16 protein-coding genes are annotated in these 15,999 nt (G+C 42.0%); 12 read left to right on the top strand and 4 right to left on the bottom strand.

Translation table 11 applies throughout. The annotated features are described in order from the left end of the window. Positions 1-27: 27 nt before the first annotated feature. Together dnaN and dnaA are read right to left on the bottom strand one after the other, a co-directional pair. Positions 28-1,125, bottom strand: coding sequence for a DNA polymerase III subunit beta (gene dnaN / locus ACYVGZ_RS13210; RefSeq protein WP_460756439.1), 1,098 nt, complete (start codon positions 1,123-1,125; stop codon positions 28-30). Positions 1,126-1,156: 31 nt separating this feature from the next. Then, positions 1,157-2,698, bottom strand: coding sequence for a chromosomal replication initiator protein DnaA (gene dnaA, locus ACYVGZ_RS13205; protein ID WP_460756436.1), 1,542 nt, complete (start codon positions 2,696-2,698; stop codon positions 1,157-1,159). A 512-nt stretch (positions 2,699-3,210) separates the two neighbouring features. On the opposite strand from dnaA, the gene rpmH reads away from it, so the two are divergent. The 4 genes from rpmH to mnmE all read left to right on the top strand — a co-directional run bounded on the left by rpmH (position 3,211) and on the right by mnmE (position 7,015). Beyond that, the gene (gene rpmH, locus ACYVGZ_RS13200) at positions 3,211-3,345 is read left to right on the top strand and encodes a 50S ribosomal protein L34 (RefSeq protein WP_460756433.1); all 135 of its coding nucleotides are present in this window, start codon (positions 3,211-3,213) and stop codon (positions 3,343-3,345) included. An 8-nt stretch (positions 3,346-3,353) separates the two neighbouring features. Next, entirely contained in the window at positions 3,354-3,752 is a 399-nt protein-coding gene (gene rnpA, locus ACYVGZ_RS13195) for a ribonuclease P protein component (protein WP_460756430.1), read from the top strand. A gap of 96 nt (positions 3,753-3,848) precedes the next feature. After that, the gene (gene yidC / locus ACYVGZ_RS13190) at positions 3,849-5,510 is read left to right on the top strand and encodes a membrane protein insertase YidC (RefSeq protein ID WP_460756428.1); all 1,662 of its coding nucleotides are present in this window, start codon (positions 3,849-3,851) and stop codon (positions 5,508-5,510) included. A gap of 125 nt (positions 5,511-5,635) precedes the next feature. Further along, positions 5,636-7,015, top strand: a complete 1,380-nt coding sequence (mnmE, locus tag ACYVGZ_RS13185; RefSeq protein ID WP_460757064.1) for a tRNA uridine-5-carboxymethylaminomethyl(34) synthesis GTPase MnmE — start codon at positions 5,636-5,638, stop codon at positions 7,013-7,015. Between the two features lie 79 nt (positions 7,016-7,094). On the opposite strand, the gene acuI is transcribed toward mnmE, so the two are convergent. Both acuI and acuR read right to left on the bottom strand, forming a co-directional pair. Next, positions 7,095-8,075: an acrylyl-CoA reductase (NADPH) gene (gene acuI, locus ACYVGZ_RS13180; RefSeq protein WP_460756426.1), complete on the bottom strand. Its 981-nt coding sequence runs from the start codon at positions 8,073-8,075 to the stop codon at positions 7,095-7,097. A gap of 110 nt (positions 8,076-8,185) precedes the next feature. Further along, complete coding sequence (gene acuR / locus ACYVGZ_RS13175; protein WP_460756423.1) at positions 8,186-8,821, bottom strand: acrylate utilization transcriptional regulator AcuR; 636 nt, start codon at positions 8,819-8,821, stop codon at positions 8,186-8,188. A gap of 644 nt (positions 8,822-9,465) precedes the next feature. Here acuR and mnmG point away from each other — a divergent pair. The 8 genes from mnmG to ACYVGZ_RS13135 all read left to right on the top strand — a co-directional run bounded on the left by mnmG (position 9,466) and on the right by ACYVGZ_RS13135 (position 15,997). Then, positions 9,466-11,355: a tRNA uridine-5-carboxymethylaminomethyl(34) synthesis enzyme MnmG gene (gene mnmG / locus ACYVGZ_RS13170; RefSeq protein ID WP_460756420.1), complete on the top strand. Its 1,890-nt coding sequence runs from the start codon at positions 9,466-9,468 to the stop codon at positions 11,353-11,355. A gap of 38 nt (positions 11,356-11,393) precedes the next feature. Further along, on the top strand, positions 11,394-12,020 hold the full coding sequence (gene rsmG, locus ACYVGZ_RS13165; RefSeq protein ID WP_460756417.1) for a 16S rRNA (guanine(527)-N(7))-methyltransferase RsmG: 627 nt from the start codon (positions 11,394-11,396) through the stop codon (positions 12,018-12,020). Positions 12,021-12,024: 4 nt separating this feature from the next. Continuing rightward, complete coding sequence (locus tag ACYVGZ_RS13160) at positions 12,025-12,792, top strand: ParA family protein (protein ID WP_460756414.1); 768 nt, start codon at positions 12,025-12,027, stop codon at positions 12,790-12,792. A gap of 41 nt (positions 12,793-12,833) precedes the next feature. Continuing rightward, positions 12,834-13,724, top strand: a complete 891-nt coding sequence (locus ACYVGZ_RS13155; RefSeq protein WP_460756411.1) for a ParB/RepB/Spo0J family partition protein — start codon at positions 12,834-12,836, stop codon at positions 13,722-13,724. A gap of 147 nt (positions 13,725-13,871) precedes the next feature. Next, complete coding sequence (locus ACYVGZ_RS13150) at positions 13,872-14,282, top strand: ATP synthase subunit I (RefSeq protein WP_460756408.1); 411 nt, start codon at positions 13,872-13,874, stop codon at positions 14,280-14,282. Between the two features lie 46 nt (positions 14,283-14,328). Then, positions 14,329-15,156 carry a F0F1 ATP synthase subunit A gene (gene atpB / locus ACYVGZ_RS13145; protein ID WP_460756405.1) on the top strand — a complete coding sequence of 276 codons (828 nt, stop codon included), beginning with the start codon at positions 14,329-14,331 and terminating at the stop codon, positions 15,154-15,156. 54 nt (positions 15,157-15,210) lie between these two features. Further along, positions 15,211-15,468, top strand: a complete 258-nt coding sequence (atpE, locus tag ACYVGZ_RS13140) for a F0F1 ATP synthase subunit C (protein ID WP_087610906.1) — start codon at positions 15,211-15,213, stop codon at positions 15,466-15,468. A gap of 58 nt (positions 15,469-15,526) precedes the next feature. Then, a complete protein-coding gene (locus ACYVGZ_RS13135; RefSeq protein WP_460756401.1) occupies positions 15,527-15,997 on the top strand; it encodes a F0F1 ATP synthase subunit B in 471 nt (156 codons plus the stop codon). The last annotated feature ends 2 nt before the right edge of the window (positions 15,998-15,999 follow it).

Here is a 15,999-nt window from a genome sequence, read left to right as displayed (position 1 = left end):
TACTGTTAAGCATCAAAAGGGGTACAGTTATAGACGCATTGGCATCACAACGTATTGCGCAGAGTGACTTTGAGCCTCTTCTACTAAGGCACTGCTGTTTGAATCATTCAATGATAAACGCACTTCCTGAGTATCAACCACACCCAACACGTCTAATAGATAGCCAACATTAAAGCCAACTTCTAAGTCATCGCCTTGGTATTGAACCAATACTGACTCTTCGGCTTCTTCTTGCTCTGGGTTGTTAGCAAATACTTGTAGCATGCCATTAGACAAAATTAGGCGTACTCCACGATACTTTTCATTAGAGAGGATCGACGCACGTAAAAATACTTGTCTTAGCTCTAATCGGTCGGCAACCACTACTTTTTCGTTATTGCGAGGAATTACTCTATGGTAATCAGGGAATTTGCCGTCCACTAATTTAGATGTAAAAACATAATCAGATACTTTCGCACGTATGTGGTTAGCGCCAATAGTAAGCTCTACTAGGTCTTCCGTATCACTTAACAAACGGTTAAGTTCTAGAACACCTTTACGAGGTACAATCACTTGAGTCAGATCACCGCTAACTTGCGCATCATCAATGGCCGTTGCCAATCTGTGTCCATCCGTTGCAACGACTCTTAGTTGGCCATCTGCCACTTCAAATAGCATGCCATTCAGGTAGTAACGAACGTCTTGGTTCGCCATGGCAAAACCCGTTCGGTCAATCAAACGGCGCACGCTGTTTTGAGCAATACTAACCGACAGGTCGCCTTGCATATCTTGAATGTTTGGAAATTCATCCGCAGGCAAGGTAGACAAACTAAAGCGAGATCGGCCAGAGCGAATAATGGCCTTTTGGTCATCTAGAGCAAATTCGATGACGGCGCTATCTGGTAAGCTCTTACAGATATCCATTAATTTACGAGCAGGCACTGTAATTCGACCTTCTTCGCACTCATCAAGAGCCACATTACCAACCAACTCAACTTCAAGGTCAGAACCCGTTAGGGTTAATGTTTGGTCTTTTACTTCTACCAAAACATTCGCTAAAACCGGCATGGTTTGTTTACGTTCAACAACCCCTGCTACTAACTGTAGCGGCTTAAGAAGTGTCTCGCGGACGACTGAAAATTTCATTATTTCCCTCGTAAACTAAAATCTTCGACCATCAGGTGGTCAGGATTCTCATTAATTGTTTGTAATCTTCTCGGATATCAGAATCCAAATCTTGTAATTCTTTGATCTTTCTAATCGCATGCAGTGCGGTCGTATGATCACGGCCACCAAAAGCATCACCAATTTCTGGCAAGCTATGGTTGGTTAGCTCTTTCGCCAACGACATAGCAACTTGGCGAGGACGAGCAACAGAACGGCTACGACGTTTCGATAGCAGGTCGCTAATCTTAATCTTGTAGTATTCCGCGACAATTCGTTGGATATTATCAATGTTCACCAGCTTATCTTGCAAGGCCAAAAGATCTTTTAATGACTCTCTAACAAAATCGGGGGTGATTGCCCGCCCAGTAAAATGCGAATTGGCAATAACGCGCTTTAATGCGCCTTCTAATTCACGAACATTGGAACGAATTTTTTGGGCAATAAAGAAAGCGGAGTCATACGATAGCTTAATACCACTTTCTTCTCCTTTACGCATTAAGATAGCAACACGAGTTTCCAATTCAGGCGGCTCAATGGCAACCGTTAGGCCCCATCCAAAACGTGATTTCAATCTGTCTTCGAGGCCCTGTATTTCTTTCGGGTAACGGTCACACGTCAAAATCATTTGCTGACCGCCTTCCAATAACGCATTAAAGGTGTGGAAGAACTCTTCTTGAGTACGGTCTTTTCCCGCAAAGAATTGAATATCGTCTATTAATAGTGCGTCTACAGAGCGGTAATAGCGCTTAAAGTCGTTGATCGCATTTAATTGCAACGCCTTAACCATATCTGCCACAAAGCGTTCTGAATGTAGGTAAACCACTTTAGCATTGGGGTTATGGCGCATAAGTTCGGTACCAACCGCTTGCATTAAGTGAGTTTTACCTAGACCCACACCACCGTAAATAAACAGAGGGTTGTACGCACCACCAGGATTTTCTGCTACTTGCTTCGCTGCTGCATGGGCTAACTGGTTGGACTTACCTTCGATAAAGTTATCAAAAGTGAATGAATTATTAAGATTCGCACCGTGGTTGATACCACCTTCTACTTGAACCTTCCGATTAGGTGGCGTTAAAGGTAACTGACCTTGCTCGTAAGGCTCGAGGTCTGCTTTTAAGGCACTATCAGATAAGGTTAAAGGCGCTTCAAATTCCAACTCTGAATGCTGACCTGCTTCGTCATCCATTAAGCCAAAGGCTGGACGATAGCCTGATTCATTCACCACTTCATTATTTAAAGGGGCTACCACGGGGTCCGGTTGAATTGGCGGAGGAGGGGGCGAGGCTTGTGCAGTAAAGCCAGCGGCTTTCACTTCCAGTTTGAGCGTAACGGCAGGGTCATTTCCTGCGAACTCAGTCAGCAACTCTTTGATACGTGTTTGGTATTTATTGCTGACCCAATCTAAAACAAAACGATTAGGTGCACTCAAACACAACTCCCCACTTGGCAGCATTTGTGCCGTCAATGGTCGAATCCATGTGTTGAACTGCGATGTGGAAAATTCATCCTGCAATCGTTGCAGGCAAAGCTCCCAATGCTCCAAAGACACTTAGATCTACTCCCTAGTTGAGTGACAGACAAGAAACGGATTTTACCTTGTGGGGAAAAAGTTATCCACAAATAAATGACTGTCAGCGAAAATAACCTTCTCACTAAAGCAATGTTGATAACAAATCTTTTTATACACAGCAGTAGATAAAACACTTTCATTGTGCATAAAAATGTCAGTTATTAACATAATAATAAAAATGTATTCTGTGAGTTATCCTCAATAAAAATAAAACATAACCCATTGGTTTTTATAAACATATTTTAAACACAGACCTTTTTGTGGATATCTTTTCCTATTTTCTCTAATTTTTTATCCACTAACAAAGAAAAGTCTGTGTATATTTTTATAAGCACATGTGGAGACTATTTTTTTATTAAACATGCTCCTTAAGCATTGAATTAACTAAGAAAACCCTCTAAAATTTGCGCCCTGATTTGACAATCAAATGTTGAGGCTTGGCGGACGCTAACCCTCGAAAACTGAAACACTGCTTCAGTGAGAGAAGAGAAATGAAAAGAACTTTCCAACCTAGCGTATTGAAACGCAAACGTAACCACGGTTTCCGTGCTCGCATGGCAACTAAAAGCGGCCGTCAGATTATTGCTCGTCGCCGTGCTCGTGGTCGTAAGGCACTAAGCGCATAAAAACGCTAATGACCGATCATTGTTTTCCCCGGCATGTCAGACTCCTGAATGCCGGGGATTATCAATCCGTTTTTAATCAAACTTCCTGCAAAGTCTTCGCAGGCGAGTTTCTCCTACTAGTTCATAAACGCAACGATGATCAAGCTCGGTTAGGCCTTATTGTGTCTAAAAAAACCGATAAACGTGCGGTCGGCCGTAATCGCATCAAACGTGTCGTTCGTGAGTCCTTTCGTCACCACCAAACACCTTTAGCAGGTTTAGACATTGTGTTCTTATCTCGCCAAGGCATAAAAGAGGTGGACAACGAAAATTTGCATAAACGCCTAGAAAAAGCCTGGGCTCAGCTTGTAAAAAAAGCCTCAAACCCATCATTTAAGAAAAAACGCGAGCACTCGAAGCAGAAATAGGCTGAAAAAACTGCTAAAGGCTGGTTTAATAGCGCGTGATTTTTAAAATTGGGTTACTAAACCTATTGTCTAACCAATCAAAATTAGTTGAATAGCATGGATTTCAGACGTTACTTACTATGGGGTGCGCTTTTTATCAGTGGCTACTTACTGTTTTTACAGTGGAACCAAGATTATGGTCCTCAGTCGTCCACACAACAAAGCGTAGCGCAAAACTCTCAAACCGAATTAACTTCTCAATCAAGCACTGATTTGCCTCAGGGTATTGCAAGTAGCTCTACCGAAGCAAACGGTGATATTCCACAAAATGCGACCCAAATCGCACCTGGAAAACTGATTGAAGTTACTACCGATACATTAAAAGTTGCCATTAACCCTGTGGGTGGTGATTTAGTACAAGCAGCACTTCTTGACTATAAGAAAGAGCTTGGCCAACCGGATCAATTTGTCATTTTAGAAAATGGCACAGAGCGTACCTATGTAACGCAAAGTGGCCTTGTTGGTAGAAACGGTCCAGACGCATCAAAAGATGGTCGTCCTGTTTATCAGTCAGAAAGCTCTTCTTACCAATTGCAAGAAGGGGCTGACTCACTGGATGTAAATTTGTATTTCACTGACGCAAATGGCGTGAAATACACTAAGACATTCCGTTTCTTAAAAGGAAAATACCGTGTTCGCCAATTAATTACTGTTGATAATGCTTCAGCAGAAACATGGCGCGGTAACTTATTTGCGCAAATTAAGCGTGACAACACAGACGACCCAAGCCAAGCAACTGGCATGGGGCTACAGCCTTATCTAGGTGGCGCTATCTCTGATGAAGAGAACAAGTACAAAAAAGTCTCTTTCTCTGATATGGCAGAAGAGCCTGTAAGTGTTTCTAGTACTCAAGGCTGGGTTGCATTACTACAACATTACTTTGTTTCTGCTTGGATTCCTGAGCAAGGACAAAAAGTAACGCTATTTGCTCGCACTAATAACGACTTCAACATCATAGGCTTTACAGGCTCTGCCGTTGAAATTGCAGCGGGCCAGCAAGGCACTCTAAGCAGCACTTTCTACGTAGGTCCTAAACTTCAAGATCACTTAGAAGAAACAGCCGCTAACCTTGATCTAACAGTAGATTACGGTTGGTTATGGTGGTTAGCGAAACCTCTGTTTTGGCTTCTAACTGCTATTCAATCTGTCGTGATTAACTGGGGTGTTGCCATTATCTTGATCGTAGTGGTCGTGAAAGCCATTTTCTTCAAGCTTTCAGCCACCAGCTATCGTTCAATGGCAAAAATGCGTAAGTTTGGTCCTGAAATAGCGAAACTGAGAGAACAGCATGGTGATGACCGCCAGCAAATGTCTCAAGCTATGATGGCACTTTATAAGAAAGAGAAAATTAACCCATTAGGGGGTTGTTTACCTATTCTTGTACAAATGCCTGTGTTCCTTTCTCTATACTGGGTATTAATGGAATCGGTTGAACTTCGTCATGCTCCATTTTTCTTATGGATAGATGACTTATCAGCAATGGACCCATACTTTGTATTGCCGATCTTAATGGGTGTGAGTATGTTTGTTCAGCAACTACTTAACCCAACACCACCAGATCCAATGCAAGCACGCATTATGAAGATTATGCCAATTGCATTTACCTTCTTCTTCTTGTGGTTCCCAAGTGGTTTGGTTCTGTACTGGGTATGTAACAACACCTTGTCTATCATCCAGCAGTACATTATTACTAAGCGCATAGAGAAAGAAGCTAAGTAATTTAGCCATCGATAATAAATGGTTTAAAAGGCTTCCAGTAGGAAGCCTTTTTTATGCCAAGAATTGCCATTCAAATAAGACTGACCGACAATAACAACTTATCTGACCTCTTTAAAAGTGACTTTATGACTGAATTTCAACACCTCACAGACCAAGATACGATTGCAGCTCAGGCCACGGCTCCAGGCCGAGGTGGCGTTGGAATTATTCGTTTATCCGGACCAAAAAGTCTTGCCATTGCCAAACAAATTGTCGGATTCGACCCCAAACCAAGATATGCCCACTATGTGCCTTTTAAAGACGCTCAAGGTGAGCAACTCGACATGGGATTAGCACTGTACTTTCCAGGCCCTAACTCTTTCACAGGTGAGGACGTATTTGAATTACAAGGTCACGGTGGCCCTGTGATTATGGACATGCTGCTAACTCATTGCCTTGCTTTAGGGGCTCGTTTGGCACGCCCTGGCGAATTTTCAGAACGTGCTTTTCTAAACGATAAAATGGACCTGACTCAAGCCGAAGCCATTGCAGACCTTATAGACAGTAGTTCTGAACAAGCAGCTAAATGCGCCTTAAGGTCATTACAGGGTGCTTTCTCTCAAAAAGTAGATGAGCTGGTAGAAGCTTTAATTCACTTACGCATCTATGTTGAAGCAGCCATCGACTTTCCAGAGGAAGAAATCGACTTCATCGGCGATGGTAAAGTCGCTGCAGACTTAGAAGGTATCCAAGCGAAATTAAAAGCAGTGTTAAAAGAAGCCAACCAAGGTGCTTTGCTCAGAGAAGGGATGAATGTGGTTATTGCTGGTCGACCAAATGCCGGTAAATCCAGTCTACTAAACGCTTTATCAGGCAAAGATTCCGCCATAGTGACGAGTATTGAAGGCACTACGCGAGATGTATTAAGAGAGCACATTCACATAGATGGTATGCCTTTGCACATTATCGACACCGCGGGCTTGCGAGACAGCCCAGATGAAGTGGAACGAATCGGTATACAAAGAGCGTGGGAAGAAATCCATAAAGCAGATCGCATTCTCATGATGGTCGACAGCCAATCCATTGACTCTAAAAACCCTAATGAAATCTGGCCTGAGTTTATGTCGCAACTCGATAGTACCGAACACTTAACTCTAATTCGTAACAAAGTTGACCTCACCAAAGAAAACACAGGCGTTGAAATGGTTAACCAAGTCCCTGTGATCTCTTTGTCTGCAAAAACAGGCGAGGGTATGAACGAGTTAAAAGATCATCTTAAGTCTGTTATGGGGTTTGACAGTACGACAGAAGGAGGCTTTATTGCTCGCCGCCGTCATATTGAAGCACTTAATAAAGCAAATCACTTCTTAGTAGCAGGCTCAGAGCAGCTTCAAGGCTATGGTGCAGGGGAGCTGTTAGCAGAAGACCTAAAAGAAGCACAACAAGCTCTTAGTGAAATTACAGGGGCTTTCACCAGTGATGACCTACTGGGTCGTATCTTTGGATCTTTCTGTATTGGTAAATAGAGCTTATTAAGCTAATAGTGCTTATTGAGCTCACAGGTTACAGTGAGCTCAATAACAAGCAATTTATCTATTAATGGCTTTAGCACTTCACAATTAAGCGGCCGCGCACTTTACCTGCCAATAAATCATGGGCCTTTTGCTCAACAGAAGACAGATCAATTTCTTCTGTTATTTCAGTAAAATCTTCATCTTTAAATAGATCAGTAAGCCTATCCCATGCAACTTGGCGATCACTTAATGGGCGCATGACACTGTCTATTCCCACTAATTGCACACCACGTAAGATAAAAGGCGCCACTGTACTTGGAAAGTCCATCCCTTGTGCAAGACCGCAAGCCGTAACAATACCGCCATAGCGTGTGGCTGCACAGGCATTTGCTAGTGTATGACTGCCTACACAATCAATCACCCCTGCCCAACGTTCTTTTTGCAAAGGTTTACCAGGTTCTGACAAAAGCTGTCGGTCAATAACTTCGACAGCCCCTAAAGATTTAAGGTAAGCGGTTTGCTCTACGCGCCCCGTAGATGCAACCACTTGGTAACCAAGACGTTTAAGTATGCTAATGGCAAAGCTTCCCACTCCACCATTTGCTCCTGTCACTAAGATTTCTCCATCGCTTGGTAGTACACCATGTTTTTCCAAAGCCAATACCGACAACATAGCGGTATAACCTGCCGTTCCAATTGCCATTGTATGTTTTGCGGGCATGCCCTCTGGTAAGGGGATTAACCAGTCTCCTTTTAGTTGGGCCTTTTGAGCAAGTCCACCCCAATGACCTTCACCGACACCAAAGCCATTGAGTAGAACCCAGTCACTCTCTTTAAAGCGAGCATCTTGAGAACTTATCACTTGTCCAACCAAGTCAATCCCGGGCACCATTGGATAAGATCGGACAATTCTACCTTTGCCAGTTATAGCAAGGGCATCTTTATAATTTAATGTACTGTAAGAAACTTCCACTAAGACTTCGCCTTCCGGTAGCTGATTGTCATTGACCTGCGCCAGTCTTACTTCCTGCTTGCCTTGATCATTTTGATTAATCAATAGAGCTTGAAACATACTTTCTCCTATTTAGACCAAGTGTCTAGTTAAATACCTAACTTCTCTTAGAGAGCTTAGAATTAAAAATCGCTGGTTTTCAATAACCAGTCATTTCTAAATATTATTCTCTAAGCTTTAATTGAGTGAATGAAAAATCTCATAAAGGCTTCAAGAGCCTGTGTGTTCTTTTCTAGCCGAGCCCTATGCACCGCTCCTTCCCAGCCAATCCAAAATGCTTTTGCAACATCAGCAGGTGCTTCCATTGGTTTTACTTCTCCTACCTCAGCCGCTTCAAGCAAACATGCCTCAACCCGCTTTTCCCAACTAGAATAGGTCGCTTGTATTCGCAAACGAAATTCTTGTGATAGAAAGATCGACTCTTGCTCTAAGTTCCCCACAAGACAACCACGCCGACATTCATACTTGTTCATTCCTAAAGCAGCCTGATGAGCAAAGTTCCTAAAACGCTCTAGTGGATCATGTTTAGTATCCAGTAAACATCGATCTAAAGAGTGTTCAAAAAACTGCCTATATTTAGCAAGTACTTCGAGACCAAACACTTCTTTACTTGAGAAGTAGTAGTAGAAAGAGCCTTTAGGCACTGATACTCGGCTTAATATGTTATCAAGCCCACTGCGAACATAACCTGTTTCCGTGAGTACTTCCATGCCCGCTCTAAGTAGTGCATCACGGGTATTTTGATCTTGGTTAATGGCCTTTTTGGGTCTTCCCCGTCGTGGCTTTGCTTTATGATCTATCGTCAATGGTAATACTCTTGTGTAATGGTTCTAACAATTTAGACCGGTTGTCTATAAAAATCAAATTGATACTTTTATACACAATTCACTCCAGTTGGCCATTGCTAAAAAGAAGAACTCACTCAATCGCTTAGTAAAAAGAAAGAAGAAAAAATAATTTTTTTCATGTGGATTATTTTTTTTGATATTTACCTATTTTTTCCACCAAAAATAAATTAAATTCTTTAAAAACAAACTCTTATAAACAAAAAAAGATACTACACTGATTGTTGATAAGATTGAAGATAAGTGGATAAAAAGTTTTGCACAGTTTTGAGTAACTTAAAGAGGTTTATTCACATGTGTATAACTTGCTATTTTATTAACAGTTTAATGTTATCCACATCACATGTTTCTCTGCCCTTTGACTACAAGATGTTAACCCAATAAAGCTATGAAATAATTAGGTTTTATTGAGTTATATACAGAAAAAACTTAGCTATATAGACATAATAAACATAAGAAGACATATATATATCTTAATTTTATTTAATATTGATGACCGGGGTGAATCTTGGTCGTCCCTTTCTTTTTGAAAATTTGTCTTTATACTTAGCGGCCTCAATCGATAATTGATCGTTTTTTATTCACTTTTTATTTCCGAGGTTACCGTGGATTTCCCAAGTCGCTTTGACGTGATTGTGGTAGGTGGAGGCCATGCAGGTACGGAAGCGGCTCTTGCTGCAGCTCGTACAGGCGTGAAGACTTTATTACTTACGCATAATATTGAAACTTTAGGACAAATGTCCTGCAACCCTGCTATTGGTGGTATTGGGAAGTCCCACCTAGTAAAAGAGATTGATGCCTTAGACGGTGCTATGGGTCTAGCAACTGATAAAGCAGGAATTCAATTTCGTACTTTGAACTCACGCAAAGGCCCAGCAGTAAGAGCAACTCGGGCACAGGCTGACCGTATTCTTTACAAAGCAGCGATTCGAGAAGTATTAGAAAACCAACCTAACCTATGGTTGTTTCAACAGTCAGCTGAAGACCTAATTGTTGAAGAAGGTGCAGCACGAGGTGTAGTGACTCAAACAGGTATTCGTTTTAGAAGTAAAACAGTTGTACTTACAGCAGGTACTTTTTTAGGTGGTGTTATTCACGTAGGATTGCAAAATCATGCTGGTGGCCGTGCAGGTGACCCGCCATCTATTGGATTAGCAGAAAAATTAAGGGCTCTGCCATTTCGCGTTGACCGTTTGAAAACGGGAACACCACCGCGAATTGATGCTCGTTCCGTTGATTTTTCTCAAATGCAACTGCAACCCGGTGATGACATCACTCCAGTAATGTCTTACTTGGGGAATCGCGATATGCACCCCCGCCAAATAGAGTGCTTTATTACTCATACCAATGAAAAGACTCACGATATTATTCGTAGTGGTATGGATAGATCACCTATGTACACTGGCGTTATTGAAGGTGTTGGCCCAAGATATTGCCCTTCAATAGAAGATAAAATAGTTCGCTTTGCCGATAAAAACTCCCATCAAATCTTCATTGAACCTGAAGGTTTAACTACTCATGAGTTGTATCCTAATGGTATTTCAACGTCATTGCCTTTTGATGTCCAAATTGAACTAGTACGTTCTATGAAAGGTATGGAAAATGCTCATATTATGCGCCCTGGGTATGCGATTGAGTACGATTACTTTAATCCTCAAGATCTTAAGTACTCCCTTGAAACAAAACACATGCCTGGGTTGTTTTTTGCCGGCCAAATAAATGGCACAACTGGCTATGAAGAAGCTGGAGCGCAAGGCTTATTGGCGGGGCTAAATGCATCGCTATTGGCTCAAGATAAAGACCCTTGGACTCCTCGCCGTGATGAAGCATATTTAGGCGTGCTGGTGGATGACCTTATTACCATGGGGACTAAAGAACCCTACAGAATGTTCACCAGTCGTGCTGAATATCGTCTTATTCTAAGAGAAGATAATGCCGATATTCGTTTAACTGAAAAGGGTCGAGAGCTTGGCCTAGTAAGCGACAAGCGCTGGCAGGCATTCTGTGACAAGCGTGAAGCCATTGCTCGTGAAGAACAGAGACTAAAATCAACTTGGATTGTACCTGGTTCGGATGAAGCAGCAAGTATAAACCCAAAACTTGAGACTCCTATTAGCCGAGAGTACAGTTTATTAGATTTGCTTAAGCGTCCAGGTATTGAATATGCCGATGTTGCGGATCTGAAAAATGCACCTGAACTAGCAGTAGATGAGCAAGTATCTGAACAGGTTCAAATTTCAGTAAAGTATGCAGGTTATATTTCTCGTCAAGCGGATGAAATAGAGCGCTTGAGACGACAAGAAAACACCTTGTTACCTGATGACCTGAATTATGATGAGCTTGATGGCTTGTCTAACGAAGTGAAACAGAAACTTAATGATGCACGTCCTGCTACTTTGGCAGCCGCTTCTCGAATTCAAGGTGTGACACCTGCAGCAGTATCTTTACTGTTAATTCATCTGAAAAAGCGTGCCATTGCACGTAAAACTGCCTAAAATCATCAGCCGAACATTCCTTTTACATGGATTCGACTGTGACACATTTTGATATGATTCAAAAAGGCGCTCAGAAAATGAGCGCCAACCTTTCTGATGCCACGATTCAACGCTTGGTTGATTATTTAACCATGCTGGAAAAGTGGAATAAGGCTTATAACTTAACCGCTATTCGCGATGTCGAGCAGATGATTGATTTACATTTGTTAGACAGCCTTGCTATTTTGCCTTTTATTACAGGTAATAAAATTATTGATGTAGGCACAGGACCTGGCTTGCCTGGCATGGTTTTGGCTATTTGTTACCCTGAAAAAGAATTTACCTTACTTGATAGCAATGGCAAAAAAACACGTTTTTTAACGCAAGTTAAAATGGAACTTGGCATGTCCAATGTGACCGTTGCGAATGAACGTGTAGAAAAGCATACCCAACAAGGTAAGTACGACCATGTGACATCTCGGGCATTTGCTTCGATTCAAGATATGATCAATTGGACTTTACCCTTGCCTAAAGATTCAGGTAACTTCTTAGCAATGAAAGGGGTTTACCCTCATGATGAATTGGCGTTGCTTCCTGAAGAAGTTGAGTTAGTGAGTGTTGAGCCGCTACAAGTAGCCAATGTGCATGCAGAACGTCATATGGTTACTATGACTCGTAAAGGATAATACTATGGCAAAAATCATCGCTGTTACTAATCAAAAGGGGGGCGTGGGTAAAACCACTTCGTGCGTCAACCTAGCGGCTTCGTTAGCGGCAATGAAACGCCGAGTCTTATTGATTGATTTAGACCCTCAAGGCAATGCTACTACAGGTAGTGGTCTGATTAAAAATGAACTTGAGTTTAGTGTTTTTGACGTGTTGGTAGGTAGCCATGGCGTTAAAGAAGTGATGAAAAAATGCGACCCTGGTGACTATTGGGTTTTACCCGCAAATGGGGATTTAACTGGGGCAGAAGTCGCTTTATTAGACTTACCCAGTAAAGAGACGCGCCTACGATCTGGGTTGTACGAAGTAGACAATGAATTCGATTTTATCTTGTTAGATTGTCCACCTTCATTAAATATGCTGACAGTGAATGCTTTATCGGCAGCCCAAGGTGTGCTGATTCCTGTGCAATGTGAGTATTACGCCTTGGAAGGTCTTAGCGCACTTTTACAGACTATTGAGCGTATTACGCACGCTTTAAATCCGGCCTTACAAATTGATGGCATAGTCAGAACTATGTATGATCCAAGGCCGAGTTTAACGCATGATGTGTCCAGCCAATTACAGAAGCACTTTGGTGGCAAGTTATACGATACCGTTATTCCTAGGAATATTCGACTTGCTGAAGCACCGAGTTACGGGGTGCCTGTTTTACATTATGAAAAGCAGTCCCGAGGGGCTGTGGCTTACCTTGCTCTAGCGGGTGAGTTTATTCGTAAACAGTCTGCTTAATAAAACATGAACGCCTATTTAGACGAATTAAGGTTTGTAGAATGACGACAAAAAAACGCGGCTTAGGTCGTGGCTTAGACGCTCTTTTAGCGCCACAAACAGCTGCTGTAGATGCCGCAGAACACGGTGGGCAAGAAGAGCAAGTAAAAGGTTTAACTTATTTGCCTGTCGATTGGTTAGCTAAAGGTAAATTTCAACCTCGTCGTGATATGAACCCAACGCACCTAGAAGAATTGGCTGCCTCTATTCGAACACAAGGCATAATGCAGCCAATTGTGGTGCGCCCGGATGGCCATAATAAGTATGAAATTATTGCAGGTGAACGCCGTTGGCGCGCGGCAAGACTTGCCAACTTGGATCAAGTGCCAGTTATTGTCCGTCATGTAGAAGATAGCGACGCTGTTGTACTAGCATTAATTGAAAATATTCAGCGGGAAGATCTTAACCCTGTTGAAGAGGCGATTGCGTTACAACGCTTAGTCGATGACTTTAATCTAACTCAGCAAGAAATTGCGGATACCGTAGGTAAATCACGCTCTACAGTAGCCAACTTATTGCGTTTACTGGGGTTAATGCCTGAAGTACGACGCCTGCTAGAGCACGGTGATATTGAAATGGGGCATGCAAGAGCGCTACTGCCATTACCACATGAGCAACAAATCCAAGCGGCATCGCAAGTCATTACTAAATCGTTGTCTGTTCGAGAAACTGAACGGCTAGTGAAGAGTTTTCAAGCACAGGAACAAGACGCTAACGACTTAGAAAAATCGACTGTGCCTGATTTAAGTGCAGAAGCAGAACGTATTAGTCAAAAACTCAATGCTGCTGTAAAGATTCAAGCATCTGCAAAGGGTAAAGGTAAATTAGTAATTGAGTATCGCAATCCAGAGCACTTGGAATTGCTGATTAGTGAATTTTTTACGGAAAAATAAAGTAAGCGCTCTCTGCTCCCTAGACAAGTTTGTTAGAAAGTGTTGAGAGGAGCGAGTTTCTGTTGAACCGCTTGGCTTTTACTCATATAATGCCTCGAATTTTATAAATCCTAATGGGGTGTGCACTGTTTAAGTGCAGAGGAAAGAATGCAAGTTGGACACAGCAAACCGCTTAGCTCAAGCCTGTTGCTAAGAGCAAAAAAGCGTGCCGTATTTGGCTTTATTTTTCTGCAATCTTTACTGCTTATTGTTGTGACATTAGGGATTTGGCTGTTTAGTACTACTACCAATGCGTATTCTTTTTTATTGGGTGGTGGTGTCAGCGTAATACCAAGTATATATATGGCTTGGCGGGTCTTTGGACACAAAGGAGCCCGACCAGCTAGGGATGTTGTAAAGTCCTTTTATCGTGGCGAAGCCGGTAAATTAGTTTTGACAGCTGTTTTATTGTCGCTGGTTTTCGTTTACATAAAGCCCTTAACCGCAGGTTACTTTTTTGCAGGTTTTGGATTCGTTATTTTGAGCCATTGGCTCAGCCCTATCTTGCTGAAGCGCTAAGCAGCAAGAAGGTACAGGTTTTATCATTAAGAGCGTGGATGTAAATATGGCAAGTGAAAATCCAAGTGCTTCCGAATACATAAAACACCACCTTCAGAATTTGACTTTTGGTCAGCATCCTGATGGTAGCTGGGGTATTGCAGGAACATCTAAAGAAGCCGCAGATATGGGCTTTTGGGCAATTCATTTAGACACAATGGGGTTCTCTATTGGTCTGGGTATTCTGTTTTTGTGGTTATTTCGCGTTGCAGCGAAAAAAGCCTCAACTGAAACACCTTCAGGCTTGTTGAACTTTGTTGAGATGATGGTTGAGTTTGTCGATAATTCAGTAAAAGAAAGTTTTCATGGTAAGAGCAAAGTAATTGCGCCTTTAGCCTTGACGATTTTTGTCTGGATTTTCTTAATGAACTTGATGGACTTGATCCCTGTGGATTTCGTTCCAAGAATTGCTCACGACGTATTTGGTCTAGAGTACTTCAAAATTGTTCCGACAACAGACATTAACGCTACTTTAGGTATGTCTTTGTCTGTGTTTGCTCTCATTATCTTTTATAGCATTAGCATTAAAGGTTTTGGTGGCTTCACGAAAGAACTAACATTACAACCTTTCAATACACCAATCATGATTCCGTTCAACTTCGTGTTGGAAATGGTAGGCCTATTGGCGAAACCTGTTTCTCTTGCACTACGTTTGTTCGGTAACTTATATGCTGGTGAATTGATCTTTATCCTTATTGCTATTTTGCCTTGGTTTGCTCAATGGGCGCTATCTGTGCCATGGGCGATCTTCCACATTCTAGTAATAACGTTACAAGCATTCATTTTCATGATGCTGACGATTGTTTATCTCAGCATGGCGCATGAAGAACACTAATTCTTTTGAATAATAAACTTTAATCTTTAAAAACTGTGTAATTTAGGAGTTAAAATGGAAACTGTAGTAGGTTTAACTGTTATCTCTGTAGCAATCCTTATCGGTTTGGCTGCACTGGGTACAGCGATTGGTTTTGCTATCTTAGGTGGTAAATTCTTGGAAGCGAGTGCTCGCCAACCAGAACTTGCACCTATGCTACAAACTAAAATGTTTATCGTTGCAGGTCTTCTTGATGCGGTATCTATGATCGGTGTTGGTATTGCGTTGTTCTTTACTTTCGCGAACCCTTTCATCGCTCAGGTTGCAGGCTAATAAGTCGCTATTATTAAAAGTGATTTATTTTTTGAACGACTAGAGCGAGGATATTTGCGTGAATATTAATCTCACACTAATAGGCCAAGCTATCTCGTTTGCTATTTTTGTGTGGTTCTGCATGAAGTTTGTATGGCCACCAATTATTACTGCTCTTGAAGAGCGTAGTAAAAAAATAGCTGACGGTTTGGAAGCAGCTAACCGCGCTTCTCGCGATCTTGAATTAGCCCAAGAAGAAGCTAATAAGACATTGCAAGAAAGCAAGGCACAAGCGGCCGAGATTATTGAACAAGCTAACAAACGTGCAAACCAAATTATCGAAGAAGCGAATGAACAAGTGATTGCTGATGGCAAACGCTTGCGCGAAGCTGCTCAAGCAGAGATCGAACAAGATGTATTGCGTGCTAAAGAAGCATTGCGTGCACAAGTTTCTGTTCTAGCTTTTGCTGGCGCTGAGAAAATTTTGGGTGCTACTGTTGACGAAAAAGCACACAGCGAGATCGTTGAACAACTCGCTAAAGAGCTTTAAGC

The organism is Marinomonas epiphytica (genome assembly GCF_054780655.1).
Note: the sequence above shows the minus strand (reverse complement) of the source record. Positions and strands in the feature narration are given on the sequence as shown.

What these genes read in the sequence shown, in the direction of transcription:
- rnpA (WP_460756430.1), top strand. Translation starts at nt 3,354, where the DNA reads ATGACCGATCATTGTTTTCCCCGGCATGTCAGACTCCTGAATGCCGGG.
- ACYVGZ_RS13160 (WP_460756414.1), top strand. Translation starts at nt 12,025, where the DNA reads ATGGCAAAAATCATCGCTGTTACTAATCAAAAGGGGGGCGTGGGTAAA.
- atpE (WP_087610906.1), top strand. Translation starts at nt 15,211, where the DNA reads ATGGAAACTGTAGTAGGTTTAACTGTTATCTCTGTAGCAATCCTTATC.
- atpB (WP_460756405.1), top strand. Translation starts at nt 14,329, where the DNA reads ATGGCAAGTGAAAATCCAAGTGCTTCCGAATACATAAAACACCACCTT.
- ACYVGZ_RS13155 (WP_460756411.1), top strand. Translation starts at nt 12,834, where the DNA reads ATGACGACAAAAAAACGCGGCTTAGGTCGTGGCTTAGACGCTCTTTTA.
- mnmE (WP_460757064.1), top strand. Translation starts at nt 5,636, where the DNA reads ATGACTGAATTTCAACACCTCACAGACCAAGATACGATTGCAGCTCAG.
- rpmH (WP_460756433.1), top strand. Translation starts at nt 3,211, where the DNA reads ATGAAAAGAACTTTCCAACCTAGCGTATTGAAACGCAAACGTAACCAC.
- dnaN (WP_460756439.1), bottom strand. Translation starts at nt 1,125, where the DNA reads ATGAAATTTTCAGTCGTCCGCGAGACACTTCTTAAGCCGCTACAGTTA.
- yidC (WP_460756428.1), top strand. Translation starts at nt 3,849, where the DNA reads ATGGATTTCAGACGTTACTTACTATGGGGTGCGCTTTTTATCAGTGGC.
- acuI (WP_460756426.1), bottom strand. Translation starts at nt 8,075, where the DNA reads ATGTTTCAAGCTCTATTGATTAATCAAAATGATCAAGGCAAGCAGGAA.
- ACYVGZ_RS13150 (WP_460756408.1), top strand. Translation starts at nt 13,872, where the DNA reads ATGCAAGTTGGACACAGCAAACCGCTTAGCTCAAGCCTGTTGCTAAGA.